The 24,063-nt window shown below is 45.2% G+C and carries 20 protein-coding genes; 3 read left to right on the top strand and 17 right to left on the bottom strand.

Annotation, left to right across the window (positions count from 1 at the left end; all coding sequences use genetic code 11):
- Positions 1–57: 57 nt before the first annotated feature.
- From accA to rpsB, 17 genes are all read right to left on the bottom strand, one after another.
- On the bottom strand, positions 58–1,017 hold the full coding sequence (accA, locus tag VIB_RS03730; RefSeq protein WP_004394672.1) for an acetyl-CoA carboxylase carboxyl transferase subunit alpha: 960 nt from the start codon (positions 1,015–1,017) through the stop codon (positions 58–60).
- A gap of 44 nt (positions 1,018–1,061) precedes the next feature.
- Positions 1,062–4,541, bottom strand: coding sequence for a DNA polymerase III subunit alpha (gene dnaE / locus VIB_RS03725; protein WP_040904091.1), 3,480 nt, complete (start codon positions 4,539–4,541; stop codon positions 1,062–1,064).
- Between the two features lie 99 nt (positions 4,542–4,640).
- A complete protein-coding gene (gene rnhB, locus VIB_RS03720; protein WP_040904088.1) occupies positions 4,641–5,258 on the bottom strand; it encodes a ribonuclease HII in 618 nt (205 codons plus the stop codon).
- Between the two features lie 4 nt (positions 5,259–5,262).
- Positions 5,263–6,405: a lipid-A-disaccharide synthase gene (gene lpxB, locus VIB_RS03715; RefSeq protein ID WP_004394669.1), complete on the bottom strand. Its 1,143-nt coding sequence runs from the start codon at positions 6,403–6,405 to the stop codon at positions 5,263–5,265.
- Between the two features lie 87 nt (positions 6,406–6,492).
- Complete coding sequence (gene lpxA, locus VIB_RS03710) at positions 6,493–7,281, bottom strand: acyl-ACP--UDP-N-acetylglucosamine O-acyltransferase (protein WP_004394668.1); 789 nt, start codon at positions 7,279–7,281, stop codon at positions 6,493–6,495.
- Between the two features lies 1 nt (position 7,282).
- The gene (gene fabZ, locus VIB_RS03705; protein ID WP_170905122.1) at positions 7,283–7,714 is read right to left on the bottom strand and encodes a 3-hydroxyacyl-ACP dehydratase FabZ; all 432 of its coding nucleotides are present in this window, start codon (positions 7,712–7,714) and stop codon (positions 7,283–7,285) included.
- Between the two features lie 315 nt (positions 7,715–8,029).
- On the bottom strand, positions 8,030–9,064 hold the full coding sequence (gene lpxD, locus VIB_RS03700; RefSeq protein ID WP_040904724.1) for a UDP-3-O-(3-hydroxymyristoyl)glucosamine N-acyltransferase: 1,035 nt from the start codon (positions 9,062–9,064) through the stop codon (positions 8,030–8,032).
- 12 nt (positions 9,065–9,076) lie between these two features.
- Positions 9,077–9,589: an OmpH family outer membrane protein gene (locus VIB_RS03695; protein WP_004394665.1), complete on the bottom strand. Its 513-nt coding sequence runs from the start codon at positions 9,587–9,589 to the stop codon at positions 9,077–9,079.
- Positions 9,590–9,601: 12 nt separating this feature from the next.
- Positions 9,602–12,007 (bottom strand): outer membrane protein assembly factor BamA, encoded by a 2,406-nt coding sequence (bamA, locus tag VIB_RS03690; RefSeq protein WP_040904083.1) that lies wholly within the window; start codon positions 12,005–12,007, stop codon positions 9,602–9,604.
- 48 nt (positions 12,008–12,055) lie between these two features.
- Positions 12,056–13,411 carry a sigma E protease regulator RseP gene (gene rseP / locus VIB_RS03685; RefSeq protein WP_004394663.1) on the bottom strand — a complete coding sequence of 452 codons (1,356 nt, stop codon included), beginning with the start codon at positions 13,409–13,411 and terminating at the stop codon, positions 12,056–12,058.
- A complete protein-coding gene (gene ispC / locus VIB_RS03680; protein WP_004394662.1) occupies positions 13,408–14,616 on the bottom strand; it encodes a 1-deoxy-D-xylulose-5-phosphate reductoisomerase in 1,209 nt (402 codons plus the stop codon). The genes rseP and ispC overlap by 4 nt, the downstream gene beginning before the upstream one ends.
- Before the next feature lie 48 nt (positions 14,617–14,664).
- Positions 14,665–15,507 (bottom strand): phosphatidate cytidylyltransferase, encoded by an 843-nt coding sequence (locus VIB_RS03675; protein ID WP_004394661.1) that lies wholly within the window; start codon positions 15,505–15,507, stop codon positions 14,665–14,667.
- A 16-nt stretch (positions 15,508–15,523) separates the two neighbouring features.
- On the bottom strand, positions 15,524–16,276 hold the full coding sequence (uppS, locus tag VIB_RS03670) for a polyprenyl diphosphate synthase (RefSeq protein ID WP_040904722.1): 753 nt from the start codon (positions 16,274–16,276) through the stop codon (positions 15,524–15,526).
- Positions 16,277–16,368: 92 nt separating this feature from the next.
- A complete protein-coding gene (gene frr, locus VIB_RS03665; RefSeq protein ID WP_004394659.1) occupies positions 16,369–16,926 on the bottom strand; it encodes a ribosome recycling factor in 558 nt (185 codons plus the stop codon).
- Between the two features lie 36 nt (positions 16,927–16,962).
- On the bottom strand, positions 16,963–17,694 hold the full coding sequence (gene pyrH, locus VIB_RS03660) for a UMP kinase (protein ID WP_004394658.1): 732 nt from the start codon (positions 17,692–17,694) through the stop codon (positions 16,963–16,965).
- A gap of 182 nt (positions 17,695–17,876) precedes the next feature.
- On the bottom strand, positions 17,877–18,719 hold the full coding sequence (gene tsf, locus VIB_RS03655; RefSeq protein ID WP_004394657.1) for a translation elongation factor Ts: 843 nt from the start codon (positions 18,717–18,719) through the stop codon (positions 17,877–17,879).
- A 122-nt stretch (positions 18,720–18,841) separates the two neighbouring features.
- A complete protein-coding gene (gene rpsB / locus VIB_RS03650) occupies positions 18,842–19,570 on the bottom strand; it encodes a 30S ribosomal protein S2 (RefSeq protein WP_004394656.1) in 729 nt (242 codons plus the stop codon).
- Positions 19,571–20,005: 435 nt separating this feature from the next.
- On the opposite strand from rpsB, the gene map reads away from it, so the two are divergent.
- The 3 genes from map to VIB_RS03635 all read left to right on the top strand — a co-directional run bounded on the left by map (position 20,006) and on the right by VIB_RS03635 (position 24,015).
- On the top strand, positions 20,006–20,848 hold the full coding sequence (gene map, locus VIB_RS03645; protein ID WP_004394655.1) for a type I methionyl aminopeptidase: 843 nt from the start codon (positions 20,006–20,008) through the stop codon (positions 20,846–20,848).
- 101 nt (positions 20,849–20,949) lie between these two features.
- Entirely contained in the window at positions 20,950–23,595 is a 2,646-nt protein-coding gene (glnD, locus tag VIB_RS03640) for a bifunctional uridylyltransferase/uridylyl-removing protein GlnD (protein WP_004394654.1), read from the top strand.
- 27 nt (positions 23,596–23,622) lie between these two features.
- Entirely contained in the window at positions 23,623–24,015 is a 393-nt protein-coding gene (locus VIB_RS03635; protein WP_004394653.1) for a DUF3461 family protein, read from the top strand.
- The last annotated feature ends 48 nt before the right edge of the window (positions 24,016–24,063 follow it).

The raw sequence follows: 24,063 nt of genomic DNA, 5'->3' as shown, positions 1-24,063 counted from the left end.
CTTTCAATTCAATTCAGTGGCAGATAGCCAAACGCTTTGCCATAAAAATCAGCCTGCTTAGCAGTAGCCATAGCTCATCAAACGCTGATAACGACGAGTTAATAAGGCATCATGCTCTAAACCTTGTAGATCGGCAAGCTGGCGAAGCAAAGTGGCTTTCAGGTTATTGGCCATTTGCAGAGGATTACGATGTGCCCCGCCAAGAGGCTCTTCAACCACTTCATCAATTAAGGCTAATTCTTTTAAGCGAGGCGCGGTTAAGCCCATCGCATCGGCCGCTTGCGGCGCTTTGTCAGAATCACGCCATAAAATTGAAGCACAGCCTTCAGGAGAAATAACCGAATAGGTTGAATACTGTAGCATATTCACATAATCACCAACACCGATGGCTAACGCACCACCAGAGCCGCCTTCACCAACAACGTTACAAATGATCGGTACTTTTAAACCCGACATCACTTTCAAGTTAGTGGCAATCGCTTCTGACTGACCACGCTCTTCAGCCCCAACGCCTGGGTAAGCACCCGCCGTATCAATAAAGGTGATGATAGGCATATTAAAACGCTCTGCCATTTCCATTAAACGCAGCGCTTTACGATAACCTTCTGGCTTTGGCATACCAAAGTTACGTCTGACTTTTTCGCGTGTTTCACGACCTTTTTGATGGCCAATGATCATCACAGGTTGATCATCCAAACGGGCAATGCCACCGACAATGGCTTTGTCATCGGCATAGGCTCGATCACCCGCTAACTCATCGAATTCAGTAAAGATATGATTGACATAATCAAGGGTATAAGGGCGCTGAGGGTGGCGTGCCAATTGAGCAACTTGCCATGCGCCTAAATCACCAAAAATTTTCTTTTTTAGTTCTAAACTTTTCTTCTCTAATTGTTCGATCTCTTTTTCAAGATCAACTGAAGAACTTGCACCATGACGAGAGACATCGCGTAGTGCCTGAATTTTCGCTTCAAGCTCGACAATAGGTTTTTCAAAATCTAAAAAATTTAGGCTCATCTACCGATCCTTTTTTACTCAGCTCGTCAATTGCGCAGCTGAATTTAGTTAAATTCGAGTTCTACTTGGTCTTTACCAAGTAACTGTTGTAATTCATCTAGCAATGTATCACTCGGCGTTACCCGCCATTCCGTACCCAACGTTAAACGCGCCCTCGCATCTGAGCGTTGATAGTATACATTGACAGGAACAGTCCCTGCTCGGTGAGGCTCTAAGATTTGACTAAAGCGCTCAAAAAATTGCTCATCGATTTGCGATTGTGCAATCGATACCGATAAACCACGGGCATATTTTTCACGCGCGCTACCCAAGTCCATGACTTCGCGCGCAGACATTTTAAGGCCACCGTTGAAGTCATCAAAGCTGACCTGTCCGGAAATCACCAGAATTCTATCTTTTTCTAACAATTCTGCATACCTATCTAAGGCATCAGAATAAAGCATGACCTCAATACGTCCAGAGCGATCATCTAAAGTCATTAAGCCGATCCGGCTTCCGCGCTTGGTGGTCATCACTCGAGCGGCAATCACCAAACCCGCTAATGTTAACGATTGATCACGCCGTGTCGGCGTAGCTTCATTTAAGCGACAACTGGTGTATTTAGGTAATTCTTTTAAATACTGGTTAATCGGGTGACCCGTTAAGTACAACCCTAATGTTTCTCGCTCCCCTTCAAGCCAAACCTTTTCCGGCCAAGGAGGAACTTGAGTATACTTTTGCTCAACCTCTTCGGGAGCGTCGGTCAAGACACCAAACATATCCGCTTGGCCAAAGGCCTCCGCTTGATGATGTTGACTGGCCGCTTTTACTGCATCGTCTAACGAGGCCATCATCGCCGCACGATGGGGACCTAACCTATCCAATGCTCCCGCAAGGATCAATTTCTCAATCACCCGTTTATTGACTTTTTTAAGGTCGATCCGCGCACAAAAATCAAACAAGTCTTTAAAATAGCCGTTTTTACTGCGCGAGTCTAAAATCGCTTCGATAGGCCCTTCACCAACGCCTTTGATCGCCCCGATACCGTACACAATCGCCCCGTTCTCATCAACATTAAAACTGTATAAACCAGAGTTAATGTCAGGCGGTAATACGGTTAAACCCATACGTTGGCACTCATCCACCAAACCAACCACTTTCTCGGTGTTATCCATATCTGCGGTCATCACCGCCGCCATAAATTCAGCAGGATAATGAGTTTTTAACCATAAGGTTTGATAAGACACTAAAGCATAGGCCGCAGAGTGGGACTTGTTAAATCCATAACCGGCAAATTTCTCTACCAAGTCAAAGATTTTCATCGCCAACTCGCCATCAACACCGTTGTTTTCAGCCCCTTCTTTAAATATGGCACGCTGTTTAGCCATCTCTTCCGGTTTTTTCTTACCCATCGCACGGCGCAGCATATCTGCACCGCCTAAGGTATAACCTGCTAGCACCTGAGCAATCTGCATGACCTGCTCTTGATAGAGGATGATGCCGTAAGTCGGTTCTAAAATTTCTTTTAATGACTCATGTTGCCATTTTTCATCTGGATAAGAGATCACTTCACGGCCATGTTTACGGTCAATAAAGTTATCCACCATACCTGACTGCAAAGGCCCAGGACGAAATAGCGCCACCAAGGCGATAATATCTTCAAAACAGTCCGGTTTTAGACGTTTGATAAGCTCTTTCATTCCGCGCGATTCCAACTGGAATACGGCGGTCGTTTCAGATTTTTGTAGTAATCGGAATGAAGCTTCATCTTGCAGTGGAATCGCTTCAATTCGCAACGGCTCCTCACCAAGAGCGGTACGGCGCGGATTAATTAAACCCAATGCCCAATCAATGATGGTTAACGTGCGCAGACCTAAGAAGTCGAATTTCACTAATCCGGCGTATTCAACATCGTTTTTATCAAATTGAGTAACCGGATGATGACCTTCTGCATCGCAATACAGCGGCGCAAAATCGGTGATCGTGGTCGGAGAAATCACCACGCCGCCGGCATGTTTACCGGCATTTCGAGTACATCCTTCAAGAATACGACACTTATCGATCAGCTCTTTGACTTCTTCATCGGCGTCATACAACTCTTGCAGCGCTGGCTCGGCTTTAAAGGCTTTTTCGAGCGTCATGCCGGGATCGGGTGGGATCAACTTAGAAATACGATCAACAAATCCGAAAGGATGCCCCAATACACGCCCGACATCACGAATCACCGCTTTTGCCGCCATGGTACCAAAAGTAATGATCTGGGATACCGCATCACGACCGTATAATTCAGCCACGTGATCAATCACCTGATCTCGCTTATCCATACAAAAGTCGACATCAAAGTCAGGCATCGAGACCCGCTCTGGGTTAAGAAAGCGCTCAAACAGTAGGTCATATTCAAGGGGATCAAGATCGGTAATTTTCAGCGCATAAGCCACCAAAGAACCGGCACCAGACCCACGACCAGGACCCACTGGAATATCATTATCTTTTGACCATTGGATAAACTCCATAACGATCAAAAAGTAACCCGGGAATCCCATCTGGTTAATCACTTGTAGCTCAATATCCAAACGTTCATCGTATTCAGGGCGACGCTCGGCACGAACTTGTGGATCGGGGAACAAAAATTCTAGGCGCTCCTCTAATCCTTGTTTGGATTTCACGACCAAAAATTCTTCAATTGCTAACCCACCCGTCGGAAAATTAGGTAGGAAATACTCACCTAAACGCACGGTCACATTACAGCGTTTAGCAATTTCAACGCTATTTTCTAGCGCTTGCGGAATATCCGCAAACAGCTCACACATCTCTTGCTCAGTGCGTAAATATTGCTGAGGGCTGTAATTTTTAGGTCGTCTTGGATCCTCTAAAGTATAACCATCGTGAATAGCAACGCGAATTTCATGGGCATCAAACTGCTCTGCGTTTAAGAAAACCACTTCATTGGTCGCCACAACCGGTAATTGCGTTTGTTCTGCTAAGTCGAGAGCAAAATGTAAGTAGCTCTCTTCATCCGCACGCCCTGTGCGCACCAGCTCTAAATAGAAATGATCGGCGAAATACGTTTGATAAAACTCTACGCACTTTTCCGCTAACGCTTGGTTGCCTTTTAATAACGCTCGGCCGATTTCACCATTTTTACCACCAGAAAGTATGATCAAACCTTCGGCGTGTTTCACCAACCACTGTTTATCAATCACTGGTTGATGCTGAACATGACCGCGCAAATACGCTTCTGAAATCAATAAGGTGAGATTTTTATAACCAATATTATTTTTGGCTAAAATAGTGATTTTGGTCAGTTCATCAGCAAACTCATCGGAACGCAGCGTAAAATCAGCACCAATAATCGGCTTAATCCCACAACTATGCGCGGTGCCATAAAATTTCACCAGTCCACATAAGTTTGTAAAATCGGTCAAGGCCATGGCTGGCATCCCCATCGCCGCCACTTGCTTAACCAGAGGGGGGACTTTGGACAAACCATCCACCATGGAGTAATCACTATGAACACGTAAGTGGATAAACTTTGGGTCTGACATTCAATTGAATCCTAGGTGTTTCGAAGGAGCTAGATCGTGCAATAGCGCTATTCTACGTTAAACCGTAAGCGCGTAAAACCATCAGGGAAAAACCTGACGCTATAAACCCAATGCACGCTTAACGGGGGAAAAACTGCGCCGATGCTGATCGATCACGCCATGCTGCTCGATGGCGGCAAAATGCGCTTTGGTCGGGTAGCCCTTATGCTGCGCAAAACCAAACTGCGGATAAAGCAGATCGAGTTCGGCCATCTCTTGATCGCGCACGACCTTAGCAATGATCGAGGCCGCGCTGATCTGCGCGACTCGTAGATCGCCCTTAACCACGGCTTCAGCGGCCATCGGCAACTTAGGCACTTTATTACCGTCGACCAAGACTAAGTCAGGTTGAATGGCTAAACCCGCTACGGCACGCTGCATGGCGAGCATCGTCGCTTGAAAAATATTCAGTTGATCAATTTCACTTGGTGAGCAACGACCCACTGACCATGCTAACGCTTTCGCTTGAATTTCTGGTAGTAACGCAAGGCGTTTCTTTTCTGACAGTTTTTTAGAGTCATTCAAACCGTTAATCGGTTGCGCTGGGTCTAAAATCACCGCAGCAGTGACCACATCCCCAACCAGCGGCCCACGTCCAACTTCATCGACCCCGGCAATCCAGTGATAGCCAGTCGGAAGAATAAAAGGGGGCAGATCTTTATTGGCTTTTATGGTCACGCGGTTATTTTCCTATTAATGTCAGTACCGCTTGCGCGGCTTGTTGATCCGCATCTTTGCGGATCCAATGATGCATCTCTGTGAATTTATCTACTAATGCTTGGTTATCGCTTTGCAATAATCGAGTTAACTCATGATACAGGTTATCAACATTGCACTCTTGTTGTATAAACTCTTTCACCAGCTCCTGCCCTGCTAAAATATTCGGCAGTGAAACATAAGGTATTTTAACTAATCGTCTCGCTAAAAAAGCGGTAATCGCATTGACTTTATAACCGACCACCATCGGCCGTTTGAGTAACATGCACTCCAATGCGACCGTGCCGGAAGCCAGCATCACCACATCCGATGCCGTAATCACATTACGAGCGGTATCATCGACTAAGGTAAAATCCAGCTCTGGGGCTACTTGCTGCCAAACCGCTTCAAATTGCTCGCGCCGCTGTGCGTTGACCAGCGCGACGACAAATCCTAACTCTGGATAAGTTTGATGCAGTCGTTGGCACGTCTCAATAAACGGTTGAGCCAGTAGCTTCATTTCGCCACCACGGCTACCGGGCAACACCGCAAGCCAGCGCTTTTTCTCATCTAACCCTAATAAACGCTGAGCAGCTTGCTTATCTGGCTGAAGTGGTAAAGCATCGGCCAAGGTATGGCCAATAAACTCACACGGTACGTTAAACCGATCATAAAACGCTTTTTCAAACGGTAAAAAAGCGAGCACGAGATCCGTTGCCGCGGCAATTTTAAAAATTCGCTTCTGACGCCAAGCCCATACTGAAGGGCTGACATAATGCACCGTTTTAATGCCCGCTTGCTTTAAATCTCGCTCCAAGCGTAAATTAAAATCCGGCGCATCAATCCCAATAAAGACATCCGGTGGATTTTGCGTAAAATACTGTACCAACTCAGCTTTAACTTTGAGCAAACGAGGCAAACGTCCTAGCACTTCCACCAAGCCCATGACGGCTAACTCTTCCATATCAAACAGAGAATGGCAGCCTTGACCAATCATTTTCGGGCCGCCAATCCCAACAAACTCAGCATTAGGATAACGGGCTTTTATCGCTTTAATAAAACCTTCGCCGAGGGTATCCCCCGACAATTCACCCGCAACAATACCAATACGTAAAGGTTGTTGTTCCATTCCTCAATGCCTCTTGATAGGTAATCGCCATAAAATGCAAAAGATCGCCGATAAATGGCGATCTTTTGTCTAACGCCAAGTCTAAAACTAACGGATGATACCGCGAGCTGAGTTAGCTAAGAAATCAAGAAAACGTTGGACCGCAGGGAAATTTGCCGCTTCTTTAGCGATTTCCACTTTGGCTTCTTCCAAAGTGAGTCCATTACGATACAACGCCTTATAAGCACGGCGAATCGCATGTATTTCCGCTTTTTCAAAACCACGACGCTTTAAGCCTTCAACGTTAATGCCAAAAGGTGCACAGTGGTTACCTTGTGCCATCACAAAAGGAGGCACATCTTGTACAACGATCGATCCACCACCCAACATACAATGGTCACCAATGTGGCAGAATTGATGAATTGCTGACATACCACCAATGATGGCTTGATTGCCCACCTTGACATGTCCGGCTAAGGTCGCGTTATTGGCAAAAATACAGCGATCACCAATGACACAATCATGAGCAACGTGTGCATTAATCATAAATAAGTTATCACTGCCAACAACGGTGATACCTTTATCTTGCACGGTACCACGATGCATGGTGACACTTTCACGAATGGTATTGCGATCACCAACAATCAGTTGAGTATCTTCACCTGCGTATTTTAGATCCTGACAGGCTTCACCAATTGAGGCGAATTGGAAGATGCGGTTATCTTTACCAAGCTTGGTTGGCCCTTTGACAACAACGTGCGATAACAACTCAGTGCCGTCACCAATCTCCACTTTGCTATCAACATAACAAAATGGACCAATCTTAACATTTGCGCCAATCACTGCGCCGTCTTCGACCACCGCGGTTGGGTGGATTTGTGCCGTTGGATGAATCATATTAAAACTCTCTGCGTGCACATTTTAGAACCGCGGAACAGACCACGTCACCATCGACTTTTGCCACTCCATTAAAAAGAGCAATGCCTCGGCGTTCTTTGATAAATTCCACTTCAATCATTAATTGATCGCCAGGGCCAACTGGTTTACGAAACTTTGCATTATCAATGCTTGCAAAATAGTACAGCTCGTTTTCTTTTGGTGCGCCAAAGGTTTTAAATGCCAACAACCCAGTTGCTTGAGCCATGGCTTCTAAAATAAGCACGCCAGGGAAAACCGGCAACTGAGGGAAATGACCAGTAAACTGAGGTTCATTCACCGAAACATTCTTTAGCCCAACAAGGTATTTACCTTCTTCATAATCGGTCACACGATCGATCAATAAAAAAGGATAACGGTGCGGAAGCAGGCTCTGAATTTCAGTGATATTCATCATTTTCTTTTCAGTAGTCAAAGTCATATTCCTATCAATAAATAGATTAAATGCGATACCCCGCTCTCAAAGACAGGGAAAACTGTCGCCGCTTAAAGCATCACGAAAACAGATCCAGAGCAGAGCAAATAAGTTGGCTTGTATTATATACTCAAACCGCGGAGAGTGGCAGGCAGCAGGTTAATCAATCTGACTAAGGTTCTAGTCACAAAACACCAAACTAGCGTCGCCGACACGCGATACCAACCATTAACAAACAAGAGATAGAGATAAAAAAGACTCGCGTACGGCGAGCCTTTTTAGCAAATCAGTCCATTATGAATGAGTGATTTGCTCCAGTTTTTTTTCTAAGGCTTTTAATCGCTTGTTCATCTCATCAATCCGATGCACCCGTGCGGCGGTTTTACGCCACTCTTTATTCGGCTGCAGCGGAATACCGGATGAATACATACCTTTCTCTTCAATGCTGCGCATCACCATGCCCATGCCGGTAATGGTGACCCCATCAGCAATGGTAATGTGACCATTAATGACCGTCGCCCCGCCAATAATGCAGTATTTACCAATATGAGTACTGCCAGCAATCACTGTACCACCAGCAATCGCGGTGCCATATCCGATGTGTACGTTATGCGCAATTTGCAATTGATTATCCATGATCACATTATCTTCAATCACGGTATCATCTAACGCGCCACGATCAATGGTTGTCGAGGCACCAATTTCAACGCGGTTGCCAATCCGTACAGTGCCCATTTGAGGGATTTTTACCCATTCGCCACGTTCATTGGCATAGCCAAAACCGTCAGATCCGATCACGGTACCAGATTGGATCAAACAATCATCACCAATCTGTACGCCATGGTAAACGGTGACATTCGCCCACAGCTTAGTGTTATGACCTAATCGTGCGTTATGACCAATAAAGCATCCAGCGCCGACCACCGCGTTATCACCAAGAACCACTCCCGATTCAATGACTGCGTTAGCACCAATCGCTACATTCTGACCCAGTTGGGCATCTGTCGCGACAACCGCACTTGGTGCAATCCCGACCAACGCTGGTTTGGGTGTTTTATCTAATGCCTGAGCTACCTTAGCAAAGGCAATATAAGGGTCAGCGACCACTAATACATTCGATGGGCACAACTCTCGTTCCGACTCTTTCACCATCACTACTGACGCTTGGCACAACTTAAGGTGTTTAGCGTATTTAGTATTAGAAAGAAAGGTGACATCCCCTTCCTTGGCCCTATCCATTGGCGCGACCGCGCTTACTTTCACGTTAGCATCACCGTATAGGGTGCCGCCGGTTATGGTTGCCAAATCGGCTAAAGTTAGAGTCATCATAGTCATCGAATATTATTTAATTGCTTTAATTACTTGCTCAGAAATATTGTACTGTGGTTTGCCGTATTGCATAGCGCTAACATCAACAATCAAGTCATAACCTTCTTTTTCCGCGACTTTTTGTACAGCGTCTTGGATAATTTTAAACAATTTTTGTTTTTCTTCTGCTTCACGACGTGCAGAAGCCCGCTCCAGAGCTTGGGCTTTCATCTGGTACATATTATCCAACTGCCCAATTTCCATACGCAATTTTTCAACGTCATCTTGGCTCATCAGCTCAGCATCACGTCTTAATTTTTCAATTTTCGTCTTGGCTTGAGCTTGCAGACTTTGTAGCTCTGCAGCTTTGTCTTTAAACTCGTCCTGCATTTTCTGCAAAACAACTTCACGTTGTGGTAACGCTTGAAATACTTGTGCGGTGTTAATAAAGCCTACTTTTTGCGCAGCCTCAGCAGCGTTGGCAAAAAAAGCAGAACTAAGAATAATCAGGCTAACACTGGCCGCTTTAACGGTATTTTTTAACATACTTTCCTCTATTTAGAAGGTTCGTCCGATAGTAAAAGTGAAGAACTCTTCATTATCACCATCGTATTTTTTAATAGGTTTCGCCAACGAGAAGACTAATGGCCCCATCGGTGACATCCATTGCAGTGCGACACCATAAGATGCGCGATATTTGCTTGGGTCGGAGTAATCGTAGTAATACTGATTACCAAACGAGGCATTGGAGCGATAATCGAACTCGGTATCCCATACACTAGCGACATCAACAAAGACACTGGTGCGGACTTGACTACGTGCTTCATCAGATGCAAAAGGCGTGGGGACAATTAACTCTAAGCTGGCCAGAGCAATCGCGTTACCACCGACTGAATCTTTGGTCGCCGTATCTTGACCATTGCTTGAACTAGAATAGTCTCGATATACCGCTTTAGGACCTGCCGAGTTAGAGCCAAACCCACGTAAGGTGGTAAAACCACCAGCATAAAAGTTTTCATAAAACGGATAAAGGTTATCTTTACCCTCCGTTTGACCATAACCGTTACCATAACCCAAACGACCACGCAGTAGCAGAGTAAACTCATGTTTTCTGGTTAATGGGAAGTACTGACGCACATCGTATTGGAGCTTGAAAAACTGTGCATCGGAACCCGGAGTGGTCATTTTAGCAAACGCACGCTGATGGTTACCTGCGGTTGGGAAAAAACCGCGGTTAAGATTATTTCGTGTCCAAGCAACGTTGACATCAAAATCATCGGTGATCAACTCTTTCGGGTCACAATCACCTAAGTTGCACAGGAACTGCTCAACTTGTAAATAAGGCGATAAGTTACCAATTTTGTTATGGGTATAGCCAACACCGAATTCAAAACGATTGAGTTCATCAAACGGGAATCCCCAAGTCAAACTGGTGCCATAACTTTGGTTGGTATAATCGACAATCCCTGCTTCTGAAGCTTCAAACTTGTTATAGAAAACGCGGCCGCCAAGACTTACACCATCAATGTTCCAATAAGGATCACGGTATTCAAGTGTAATATTTTGTTGATAGTCGTTAGTGGTTGCTGTGACACCGACACGGTTACCGGTTCCTAAGAAGTTATCTTGGGTTAATCCGACGGTAAAACTCACCCCTGATTCGGTACCATAACCAACACCAAAGTTAATACTTCCCGAGTTAGCCTCTTTGACGGTATAGACCAAATCAACTTGATCGTCTGAACCAGGAACACGAACCGTTTGTACATCAACCGTTTCAAAAAAGCCCAAGCGGTTTAAGCGCGTTTTTCCGGTATCAATCGCACGAGAGTTCAACCAACTGCCTTCCATTTGACGCATTTCGCGGCGTAGGACTTCATCACGAGTGGCGTTGTTACCGATAAAACGAATATCACGGACATAAATACGTTTACCGGCTTCAACATGCACGATGAGAGAAACTTGTTGGGTTTCATCATCAAACTCCGGAATGGTCCGGACTTGAGGATAGGCATAACCGGCTTCACCTAGGACGCGTTTGACACTTTCTTCCAATTGCGTCACCGCCGAGCCCTGATAAGTCTCGCCTAACTCAAAGGGAATCTGAGCCTTAAACTCATCTTCTTTGCCAATCAACTCACCGCGAAATTGAACCTCTTTTACCGTATACGGTAAACCTTCATTCAGATTCAAGGTGATGTAGACACCTTTTTTATCTGGAGAGATAGAAACGTGGGTCGATTCAACTTGGAACTTCAAATAGCCTCGGTCCAAGTAAAAAGTGCGTAGTGCTTCAATATCTGCTGCTAGTACCTGCTTTTGATACTTATCATCAGAGAGGAAGTTCCACCACGATAGATCGACATTCAGGTTGAAGCGAGATAAAAGATCTTCATTACTGAATACTTCATTACCGATAAAGTTAATCTGTTGAATTTTTGCCGAAACACCCTCGGTAAAAATAAACTTCAAATCAGCTCGATTGCGCGGTAAGGGCGTAACCACTGCTTTTACGCTGGCGTTATATTTACCGACGCTGTAATAAAAATCTTCTAAGCCTTTTTCGATATTGCTCAGTTTAGTACGATCCAAAGCCTCACCAACTCGAATACCAGAAGCTTCAAGATTTTGTTGCAGTTGCTCTTGTTTAATCGCTTTGTTGCCAGAGAAAGAGACACTCGCAATGGTTGGACGCTCTTGAACTTGTACGATCAACGCGGAACCATCGCGCAGAACTTTCACGTTTTCAAAGTTACCCGAGGCATACAACGCTTGGATAATTTGTGCAACATCTTGAGAATCAACGGTATCGCCAATTCGCACAGGCATTCTCAATAACGCAGCCCCGAGAGCCACTCGCTGCAGTCCTTGAATCTGAATGTCCTGCACTACAAAATTTTCGGCACCACTAACGGATACGCTTGTTGCGAGCAGTGTCGCGAACAGGATTTTTTTCATCGCCATATTTGTTTTAGTTAGTCCTTACTACAACCATTGCCTAATGCGAATCAATCACAGGCGAGTAAAATCGTTAAATATCGCTACCGCCATTAAGGAGAAAATGATCACTCCTCCGAGTCGATAGCCAATTTCTTGTATTTTTTCCGGAACAGGGCGTCGAATCACCGCTTCAATCGCGAAGAACAGTAAGTGCCCACCATCAAGCATTGGCAGAGGAACCAAATTAATAATCCCCAAGTTTATACTGATCAAGGCCAAGAAACCGAGAAAATAAACTAAGCCATAATCAGCCGTTGTCCCTGCACCTTTAGCAATAGAGATCGGCCCACTAAGATTATTCAGTCCCACATCACCGACAATCAGCTTTTTCAGCATACTGATGGTTAAGTCGATCACTTGGCCTGTCTTTGCAAACGCTTTACCGATCGAGTCGATCACGCCAAACTGTAACTCAAAGCGATACCCCGGCGGCCATTCAGCCATTTGCGGAGCAATACCAGCAAACCCTATCGTTTGTCCGGATACGCTTCGTGCATCAGGAACCAAAGTAATCGTTAACCGTTGCTGATCACGTTCAATCCCTATCTCTAACGCTTGATTAGGATGTGCCTGAATCTCTGTAACCGCCTGTTGCCAAGATGAAACCGTTTGACCGTTAATGTGCGTTAAGCGATCGCCTACTTGCAGTCCCGCTTTAGCTCCAGCACTACCAGCAGAAATCGTCGCTAATACCGTCGATACTTCAGGGACAAAAGGTTTAAATCCCAGCGCTCCCATAGCAGACTCTGTTTCTGGGTTAAAGTTCCATGACGCTAGGTCAAAAGTCTTGATTTGCTCGATGCCAATGTCATCTGGAGAAGCGACGGTCAAGGTTAGGCTCTGGTTACCAATATGGCGAATTAATCCCATATTGACTGACTCCCAATCCAGCGTCTTCACGCCTGATACGGCCTTAATTTCCATACCAGGCTTTACTCCGGCCTCTGCAGCAATCGAGTATGGCGCGACGTCACCAATCACCGGTTTGACCGCAGGTACACCAATAATAAAAACCAACCAGTAAGCGAAAAGAGCGAACAAAAAGTTAAAAGCTGGCCCCGCAGCAACAATCGCTGTGCGTTGCCATAATGATTTTTTATCAAAAGCGAATGGATACTGCTCGCGGGGAATATCGTCTACTCGGCTATCGAGCATTTTGACGTAGCCACCGAGTGGAATAACCGAAATACTGTACTCCGTTCCGTCTTTACCCATACGTTTCCAAATCGCTCGTCCAAAGCCAATTGAAAACTTTTCTACTTTAACGCCGCACTTTCTTGCCACCCAAAAATGCCCGTACTCATGGACGGCGACTAAAATGCCTAAGGCGACAATAAAGGCAACGAAGTTCCATAAAATGCCACTCATAACATACGCTCTTTCAAGTGTTGATTAGCCAGACTGCGCGCTATTGTATCTAGCTCGAGTAGGCTTTCCAAGTGATAGGAATGTAACGGACTGTTTGCCCCGCATACGGTCGACAATACCTTTTCATTAATCACAGCAATATCAGTAAAACGAATCTGCCCTCGTAAAAAGGCCTCAACGGCCACTTCATTCGCCGCATTGAGCGACGTAGTGGCATGCTGGCCGAGATAACACGCGTCTATCGCCAATTGCAAACAAGGGTAACGCTGATAATCAACCTCCATAAAGGTCAACTCACTCAAACGAGTAAAGTCTAGCGGTTCAACGCCTGCACTGACCCGCTGAGGATAGGCCAGCGTTTGTGCAATTGGCGTCGCCATATCTGGCTCGCCGAGCTGTGCAATCACCGAACCATCCCGATATTGGACCATTGAATGGATCACTGATTGAGGGTGGATCAAAACCTTAAGCTGTTCACGAGACGCGTTAAATAGCCACTTAGCCTCAATATACTCAAGCCCTTTGTTCATCATGGTTGCAGAATCAACCGATATTTTGGGCCCCATCGACCAATTAGGGTGAGCAATCGCTTGTTCTGGAGTCACTTGAGCTAAAGTCTCAATATCGGCATAACGAAATGGTCCGCCGGACCCCGTCAGCAGAATATGGGAAACGCCCTGCTCTTGTAAATTACAGCGTCCGAGCTGAGTTTGAATATCAACGGGTAAACATTGAAAAATCGCATTATGTTCACTGTCGACGGGCAATAATTCAGCCCCATAGTGCTCAACCGCATCAATAAATAACTGCCCAGACATGACCAAGGCTTCTTTGTTGGCTAAGAGAACTCGCTTCCCAGCTTTAACCGCGGCCATCGTCGGCAACAGACCTGCGGCACCGACAATCGCCGCCATCACAGTATCAACATCATCGCTAGCAGCAACATGACACATTGCCTCTTCGCCATACAACACTTCGGTTGACAGTGAAAGTCCAGCTAATTGGGAGGATAACAACTGTGCCGCTTGTGGCGTCGCCATTACGGCATACTTAGGTCGCCATGTTTGGCAAAGCTCGCGCATTTTGTTGACATTACTACCCGCCACCAAAGCAACCACACTAAAGTGATCAGGATTCTCGGCCACCACTTTAAGGGTGCTCGCACCAATAGAGCCAGTGGCTCCGAGAATGGTTAATTTACGCATCACAAAAACCGTCATGGTTTATGCTGATGAAGGCGTGCTTCACCAGCATTAAAATAAGAAATAGCATAAAGCAAATACAGGGAAAGCAGCCGTCAGACTATCCACTCGGTCTAAAATACCACCGTGACCAGGAATGATTTTACTGCTGTCTTTGATGCCAGATACCCGCTTAAACATACTTTCCACCAAATCGCCCAAGACTGAGATCACCACGGTAACCAAAATGGTCAATAGCATGATAGTGGTAGACGCAAATTGAATATTAAACCAACTGGCGCATAACCAACCCACCAACATAGCAGCAATAACCCCACCGACTAAGCCTTCAATAGTTTTATTCGGACTGACAGCTGGAGCCATTTTACGCTTGCCAAAACTTTTGCCAGAAAAGTAAGCCCCACTGTCCGCGGCCCACACAATCAAACAGACATAAAGTACCAATTTCGCCCCGAGATAACTGTCGGAGACAATATGTTCAGAGCGTAAAAAAATCACACTCCAAAAGAAAGGCAACAATGTCAGCACGCCAAAGAGATGACGCACAGCATTGGAATTTTCCCAGCAAGCTCGTGATTTAGGATAGGTAATGGCTAAACCACTAGCGACAATCCACCATAGTGAGCCGATCACTAAGATGCCATAATGCATCGGTTGCAAGGCACTTAATACCGAAAGCTGAGGTACAAGCAACCAATAACTTATTGCACCAACCACCAGACCGGGTAATAAGGCAAGATAACGAGAGGAAGAAGAAACGAATTGCGTCCATTCCCATAAGCCCAATAACGTTACTACGCCCAACGCCAAAATAAAGCCAGATTGCGGGAGCCAAAAAATGCCAGCAATCACTAAAGGGGCAAGTAAAAGCGCAGTAATAATTCTTTGCTTCAAACTGAGAAGTCCTATTTTATGGTGTCATTAACGCTTTGACTTGCTCACCGGTACAACCAAATCGGCGCTCACGATTAACAAACCAAGTCACAGCTTCAATTAAACTTTCTTCACCAAACTCAGGCCAATAAACAGGAGTAAAATACATTTCTGCATAAGCCAACTGCCAAAGAAGGAAGTTACTGATCCGGCATTCACCACTGGTGCGAATCAGTAAATCCACTTCAGGAAGATCAGCCATCGTTAAATGTTCAGCGATCAATGTCTCGTTAATATCCGTGACACTGAGTTCATCACGACTGATTTTAAGAGCAATATGGCGCATCGCCTGAGTGATGTCCCATTTTCCACCGTAATTCGCCGCAATATTAATCACCATGCCCGTATTATGCTGAGTCAGCGCTTCAGCTTGGGCGATTTTACTTTGTAACCGCTCACTGAATCGACTGGTATCACCAATAATACGTAAACGCAGGTTATTTTTGTGCAGTTTTTTGACCTCGGTCGATAAGACACGAAGAAATAACTCCATCAACACGCCGACCTCTTCCTCAGGGCGTCGCCAATTTTCACTGCTAAAGGCAAATAAAGTCACGGCTCTGATCCCCAGTTTTGCTGCGGTAGAAACCGTTTTACGCACCGCAGCAACCCCGTTTTTGTGACCAAAGATCCGAGGTTTACCTTGTGCTTTTGCCCAACGACCATTGCCATCCATAATAATGGCGATATGCTGAGGGAGAACATCTAACGAGAGCTGCGAATTTTGCATAGAAACGTAATAAAGAAAAAAGATGGTGAAGAGTAGCATAAAAAAACGCTGTGCTGTGAGCACAGCGTTTTCCTGTTAAGGTTTTGTAGAAATTAAACTTCCATGAGTTCTTTTTCTTTAACCGCTAAGATGTCATCAATTTTCTTGACAGCCGCATCGGTCAGTTTTTGAATTTCATCTTGAGCCTTACGCTCTTCATCTTCTGAAATTTCTTTATCTTTCAATAACGCTTTTAGATCGTTGTTGGCGTCACGACGAATGTTGCGCACGGCTACTCGACCACCTTCCGCCTCACCACGCACGATTTTAACGAGATCACGGCGACGCTCTTCCGTTAATGGTGGCAGTGGAACACGAATCACGGTTCCTGCTGACATTGGGTTTAACCCTAAATCAGACATGAGAATCGCTTTTTCAACTTTTGGCGTAAGTTCTTTATCAAATACCGTAATCGCTAATGTACGTGCATCTTCAGCAATTACGTTGGCAATTTGGCTTAGAGGTGTTGACGCACCGTAGTACTCAACAGAGAGGCCAGATAGTAGGCTTGGGTGAGCGCGGCCCGTACGAATCTTTGATAGATTGTTCTTTAGCGCTTCAACACTTTTATCCATACGCTCTTGAGCGTCTTTTTTGATCTCATTAATCACAATATCACCTTAATTCTTATTTCATTTCGAGAGTGATTATACAGCAGAGCTGATCAGCGTTCCTTCCGCTTCACCCATAACCACACGGCGTAGTGCGCCAGGCTTATTCATATTAAAGACACGGATTGGCATGTTGTGATCGCGAGCCAGAGTAAAGGCCGCCAAATCCATCACTTTAAGTTCTTTATCCAGTACATCGTTGTAACCCAGCTTATCATACAGTTGCGCATCTGGATTGGCTACAGGGTCAGCACTGTAGACGCCGTCTACTTTTGTCGCTTTGAGAACCACGTCAGCTTCAATTTCGATGCCACGTAAACAAGCGGCAGAATCGGTTGTGAAAAACGGGTTACCCGTACCAGCAGAAAAAATCACTACACGACCTTGACGTAATTGACTGATCGCGTCAGCCCAATTGTAGTCATCACACACCCCTTTAAGTGGGATAGCAGACATAACGCGTGCATTCACGTAAGCTCGATGTAGGGCGTCACGCATCGCAAGGCCATTCATCACTGTCGCCAACATGCCCATATGGTCACCCACAACACGGTTCATTCCCGCTGCCGCTAAGCCTGCACCACGGAATAAGTTGCCACCACCAATGACTACACCCACTTGAACACCTAATTCGACCAATTCTTTTACTTCTTGTGCCATACGATCAAGCACGGTCGGATCGATACCAAAACCTTCTTCACCTTGAAGCGCTTCACCGCTCAATTTTAATAAAATACGTTGATATGCGGGTTTAGGGTTTGTTGTCATGGACTTTACCTTTCAAAAAGTATCGTTAGTTAACAGTCATAAATAAACTTACTGCGTAAATGTATTGATGATCATTACCATCGTGAGTTCGAAAACCGCTCTCTTTAACCGTCGAGGGAGTGATATTCGTAAAAAGACCGCAGCCATGGCCACGGTCTTTATCTTGGTCATCAAAAAGGCAATTAACCTTTCTGAGCCATAGCCACTTCTTCAGCGAAGCTCAGGCCTTCTTGTTTTTCGATACCTTCACCTACTTCTAGGCGAACGAAAGTCGATACTGAAGCGCCTTTCTCTTTCAAAATTTCACCAACAGTTTTCTTTGGCTCCATAACGAAAGGTTGACCAGTTAGAGAAACTTCACCGGTGAATTTCTTCATACGGCCTTCAACCATTTTCTCTGCGATCTCTTTTGGCTTGCCTTCGTTCATTGCGATTTCAACTTGAACTTCACGCTCTTTCGCAACAACATCAGCCGGTACATCTTCAGGATTAACGTATTCAGGGCGAGAAGCCGCTACGTGCATCGCGATGTGTTTTAGAGTTTCAGCATCGGCATCACCAGCAACCACAACACCAATACGAGAACCATGGCTGTATGCAGCCAAAGCTTTGCCTTCAGCGTATTGAACGCGACGGATGTTGATGTTTTCGCCGATTTTAGCAATAAGAGTCACACGAGCATCTTCAAATTGTGCTTGTAGCTCTTCTAGGCTTAGTTTTGATGCTAACGCTGCTTCAGCGACTTCGTTAGCGAATGCTAGGAAGTTGCCATCTTTAGCAACGAAATCTGTTTGGCAGTTGATTTCAACCAAAGCGGCAGAACCTTCTGCTTCTTTGATGATGATCGCGCCTTCAGCAGCGATATTACCCGCTTTTTTAGCCGCTTTTGCAGCACCGCTTTTACGCATATTTTCGATGGCAAGTTCGATGTCACCGTTGGTTTCAACGAGTGCTTTCTTACATTCCATCATACCTGCGCCAGTACGTTCACGCAGTTCTTTTACTAGAGCAGCAGTAACAGCCATTCTCTATTCCTCAGTTGATTCAGGATTAAAAATTGGGGGCCTAATGATTTGGCCCCCAATACTAACTATGACTTAGCCCATGTAGTATTCTACAGAAGGCTAAGTAAGACTAAGAGCCGCTATTATTCCGCTTCTACAAAGCCGTCTTTTTCAGCAACTGCCGCTACGTCTTTGTTACGACCTTCGTTTACTGATTCAGCTGCAGCATTCAGGTATAGTTGAACGGCACGGATCGCATCGTCGTTACCTGGGATGATGTAATCAATACCATCTGGGTTAGAGTTAGTATCAACAACAGCAAACACTGGAATGCCTAGGTTGTTTGCTTCTTTAACTGCAATGTGCTCGTGATCAGCGTCGATAACGAATAGAGCGTCAGGTAAACCGCCCATGTCTTTGATACCACCAAGAGATTTCTCAAGCTTGTCCATTTCACGAGTACGCATTAGCGCTTCTTTCTTGGTTAGCTTGTCGAAGGTGCCATCAGTCGCTTGAACTTCAAGTTCTTTTAGACGCTTGATTGATTGACGAACGGTTTTCCAGTTAGTTAGCATACCACCTAACCAACGGTTGTTTACGTAGTATTGATTGCTTGCAATCGCTGCTTCTTTTACTGCTTCAGAGGCTGCGCGCTTAGTACCTACGAAAAGTACTTTACCTTTTTTGTCGCCGATTTTCACTAGCTCAGCCAGTGCTTCGTTGAACATTGGTACCGTTTTTTCTAGGTTGATGATATGAACTTTGTTACGAGCGCCAAAAATGAATGGTTTCATTTTTGGGTTCCAGTAACGAGTCTGGTGACCAAAGTGAACACCAGCTTTTAGCATATCGCGCATTGATACAGTTGCCATGAAATAATCCTCTATGGGGTTAGGCCTCCACATCCCCCATGTCTCCGACTCCTCAACGTTTGTAACGTTGGAAGCACCCCGGAACATGTGTCGGAATGTGTGTGATTTAAAGATAAATGTGTGTGGACTCGGGCTGTTTCGCCGTTACGAAGAAATCAGGCCGATGCTCCGGCGCGTTTTATATCATATTTAGCACTAATCTGACTAGCAAAAATTGTGGCGTCAGCGCTTACATTGAACCAGCAAGAGCAATGATGAGCAAGAAGATCCATCTTACTATCGAGCCCTTGCTCTCCCATCAGGAGAAGCGTCATTCAACGTGACGAACTACCGCGCTTAATCATTCTTATTTACACCGCTTCTTGCGCTTCCTTTTCTCACTGTTACAATATTGCGATTAGCACTCAGTGCCTAAAATTTGAATAGAGAAAGCCGATGTCTGTAAAAATTAAAAATGCTCAAGAAATAGAAAAAATGCGTGTAGCGGGGCGATTGGCTGCGCAAGTTTTAGAAATGATTGAACCTCACGTCAAAGCTGGCGTGACCACTGAACACCTTAACCAACTTTGCCACGATTATATTACCGAGGTGCAAGGCGCTATTCCTGCCCCTCTTAACTATCATGGCTTCCCAAAATCCATTTGCACATCGATTAACCATATCGTGTGCCATGGTATTCCGGCTGAGCAAGATACGCAATTTGGTCAACTGCTTCGCCCGGCCGTCTTAAAAGAGGGTGATATTATGAACATCGATATTACCGTCATTAAAGATGGTTATCACGGTGATACCTCAAAGATGTTCTTAATTGGTGATGTGCAGCCAGCCGACAAACGCTTATGTCTAGTCGCTCAAGAGTGTCTCTACTTAGCCTTAAAAAAAGTTAAACCTGGCGTACAGTTAGGCGAAATTGGTACCGCGATAGAGAAGTACATCAAAACCAATAATAAAAATAATCCGCGATCGAAATTCTCGATTGTTCGTGATTACTGTGGCCATGGTATTGGCGCAGAGTTTCATGAAGAGCCCCAAGTGGTGCATTACAAAAATAGTGACCGCACACTGCTTCGTGAAGGGATGATTTTTACCATTGAGCCAATGATCAATGCGGGTAAATTTGGTTGTCGCTTGGATGATGAAGATAACTGGACGGTCTATACGGCCGATAGTAAAAACTCAGCTCAATGGGAGCACACCATTTTGGTTACCGCAGATGGCTGTGAAATTCTCACACTACGTGAAGAAGAGACCATCCCACGTATTTTCCACAATGCTTAATCCTGCCCGATAGTCGGTAAAGGGAGCTTGAGCTCAGCGCTTGATTTCTGTTAGATTGAGCATTCACACTGAGTTCACTCCCTGGCATGGACCGCACTGTTATGGCTTATTTATCCCCGCTGAATTACACCGACCAACAGCTCACGGTTGAGCAATTAAAACAGCAACTCGACCTTTTTTCTGCCTACCAGCGCCAAGCGTTTCTCTCTCGCCATCCGGTCAGTGATCTCGTGGTTGGCCGTGCCGATTATATGGACATGCTCCTTAATCGTCTTTGGCAACATTTTGGGTTTGATAAACTCAATGACCTCTGTCTGGCCGCTGTTGGCGGATACGGAAGAGCTGAATTACATCCCTTATCAGATATTGATATTTTAGTCGTTTCTACGACCCGATTAGCCGATGGTATTGGCAGTAAAGTCAGTCAATTCATTACCTTATTATGGGACTTGCGCCTAGAAGTGGGCCATGCTGTGCGTACCGTAGAAGAGTGTATTGAGATTGGTAAAGCGGACTTAACCGTGGCCACCAATTTGCAAGAGGCGCGCTTGTTGTGCGGCAGTGACCGTATTTTCCATCGTTTACAATCAGCCATTCATAGTGAATCTTTTTGGCCAAGTGAATGTTTCTACCAAGCTAAAATTCAAGAACAGCGTGAGCGTCATGCCCGTTATCACGATACGGCCTATAATCTTGAGCCCGACATTAAATCAACGCCTGGCGGTCTAAGAGATATTCATACCTTAAGCTGGGTTGCTCGTCGCCATTTTGGGGCGACATCACTGTATGAAATGAGCCGCTTCGGCTTTCTCACTGACGCTGAATTTCGTGAACTGGCCGAATGCCAAGATTTTTTGTGGCGAGTTCGCTTCGCTCTGCATCTTGAACTAAAACGTTATGACAATCGACTCGGCTTTGCCCATCAAGCTCAAGTTGCCGAACACCTTGGATTTACTGGCGAAGGCAATCGAGCGGTCGAAAAAATGATGAAGGAGTTCTATCGCACCTTACGCCGCGTATCTGAACTCAATAAAATGCTCTTGAAGTTGTTTGATCAAGCGATCTTAAACCGTGGTGAAGAAATTAAAGCCGAGATCATTAATCACGACTTTCAGCGTCGTGGTTCATTAATTGAAGCTCGAAAGCCCGCTCTTTTTCAAGCTCGACCTGAAACCATTCTCGACATGTTTTTGCTCATGGCCAATGACTCGAGCATTGATGGGGTTGCCCCTTCTACGATGCGTCAATTAAGAACCGCGCGGCGACGATTGAACAAATTTTTGCATACGATTCCTGCTGCGCGTGAAAAGTTTCTCGCGCTGACCCGTCACCCCAATGCGCTTCACAAAGCGTTTGGACAAATGCATAAATTGGGCGTGTTGGCCGCCTATTTACCACAATGGAGTCAAATAGTTGGGCAGATGCAATTTGACTTGTTTCATGTCTATACCGTTGATGAGCACAGTATTCGTCTGCTAAAACATATCCATCTGTTTAATGACCCGAAAAACCATCAGCGTCATCCTATTTGCTGTGAGATTTTCCCGAAAATACAAAAAAAAGAACTGCTGATCCTCGCGGCCATTTTCCATGATATTGCTAAAGGTCGCGGCGGCGATCATTCAGAAATCGGCGCGAGTGAAGCTTACGATTTTTGTATCGAACACGGCCTCTCTAAGCCAGAAGCAAAACTGGTGGCTTGGTTAGTCCAAAATCACTTATTAATGTCCGTTACCGCTCAACGACGCGACATTTATGATCCAGACGTGATCATCGAATTTGCTAAAAAAGTCCGCGATGAAGAGTATCTGGAATACTTAGTCTGTTTAACGGTGGCTGATATTTGCGCCACTAATCCCGATTTATGGAACAGTTGGAAACGAACCTTACTGGCTGAACTCTTTTATTCAACACAAAGAGCCTTAAGACGCGGACTTGAACATCCAGTTGATGTCAGGGAGCGAATTCGCCATAACCAACAAATGGCGTCTGCACAACTGCGTAAAGAAGGCTTTCATAGTCGTGAAATCGAGCAATTGTGGCAACGATTTAAAGCCGATTACTTTTTACGCCATACTCACAAACAAATAGCATGGCATGGTATGCACATTTTAACGCACTCATCGCCCACTGAACCCTTGGTGTTAATCAGTAAAAAAGCCACTCGCGGTGGCACCGAAGTGTTTGTGTATACCAAAGATCAGCCCGCATTGTTTGCAACGGTGGTCGCCGAATTAGACCGTCGAAATCTTAACGTCCATGACGCGCAAATCATGACCAGTAAAGATGGCTATGTTTTAGATACCTTTATGGTCTTAGATCACAACGGCCAAGCAATTGAAGAAAACCGTCATCATGCGTTAATTAAGCATTTAACTCATGTATTGACCGATGGCCGTCCAACAAGACTCAAAACGCGCCGTATCCCACGTAATCTGCAACATTTCACGGTTCGAACTCAGGTAGACTTTTTACCAACAAAAAGCAAAAAACGCACCCTAATGGAGCTGGTTGCTCTCGATACGCCGGGATTACTGGCTACCATAGGGGCGACGTTTGCCGAATTAAACTTAGATTTACATGGAGCAAAAATTACTACCTTAGGGGAGCGTGCAGAAGACTTATTTATTTTAACCAATCAACAAGGGGCTAAACTCACAGACCAAGAGCAAAATGCCCTACGTGAACGATTAATTGATACTATTGCTCAGCTCTCTTCTTCTCACCAAGAAGCTTTATCGCCTTAATCACTCAAAACAATGCAGAGGATGCTTATGTTTCCACAACTCACCAGCTTGGGAATCGATCAACCCCATACGATTGAACGTTACTCATTGCGCCAAGAAGCGCAAAAAGATGTGCTAAAAATCTATTTCAAGAAACAGAAAGGTGAGTTTTTTGCTAAAAGTGTCAAATTTAAATACCCAAGACAGATCAAAACGGTTTTGGTCGATGGTGGCACTCATCAATACCGAGAGATAAGCGAAATCAATCGTACTCTTACCTTAGTTATTGATGAGTTGAACCAACTCACACGTAATGAGAACGCCGGAGATAACGGCGGTGAGGTGGACGTTAAACAAAAAATATTGAGTGATTTACGTCACTTAGAGAAAGTAGTGGCCAGCAAAATTGCTGAAATTGAAGCCGATCTGAACAAACTTTAGTTTGGTTTACCCATAAGGGAGCCTCTGCTCCCTTATTGATGATTGACC

The organism is Vibrio metschnikovii CIP 69.14 (assembly GCF_000176155.1).
GTDB lineage: Bacteria > Pseudomonadota > Gammaproteobacteria > Enterobacterales > Vibrionaceae > Vibrio > Vibrio metschnikovii.
The sequence above is the reverse complement of the archived record's forward strand: the minus strand, read 5'-3'. Positions and strand labels throughout refer to the sequence as shown.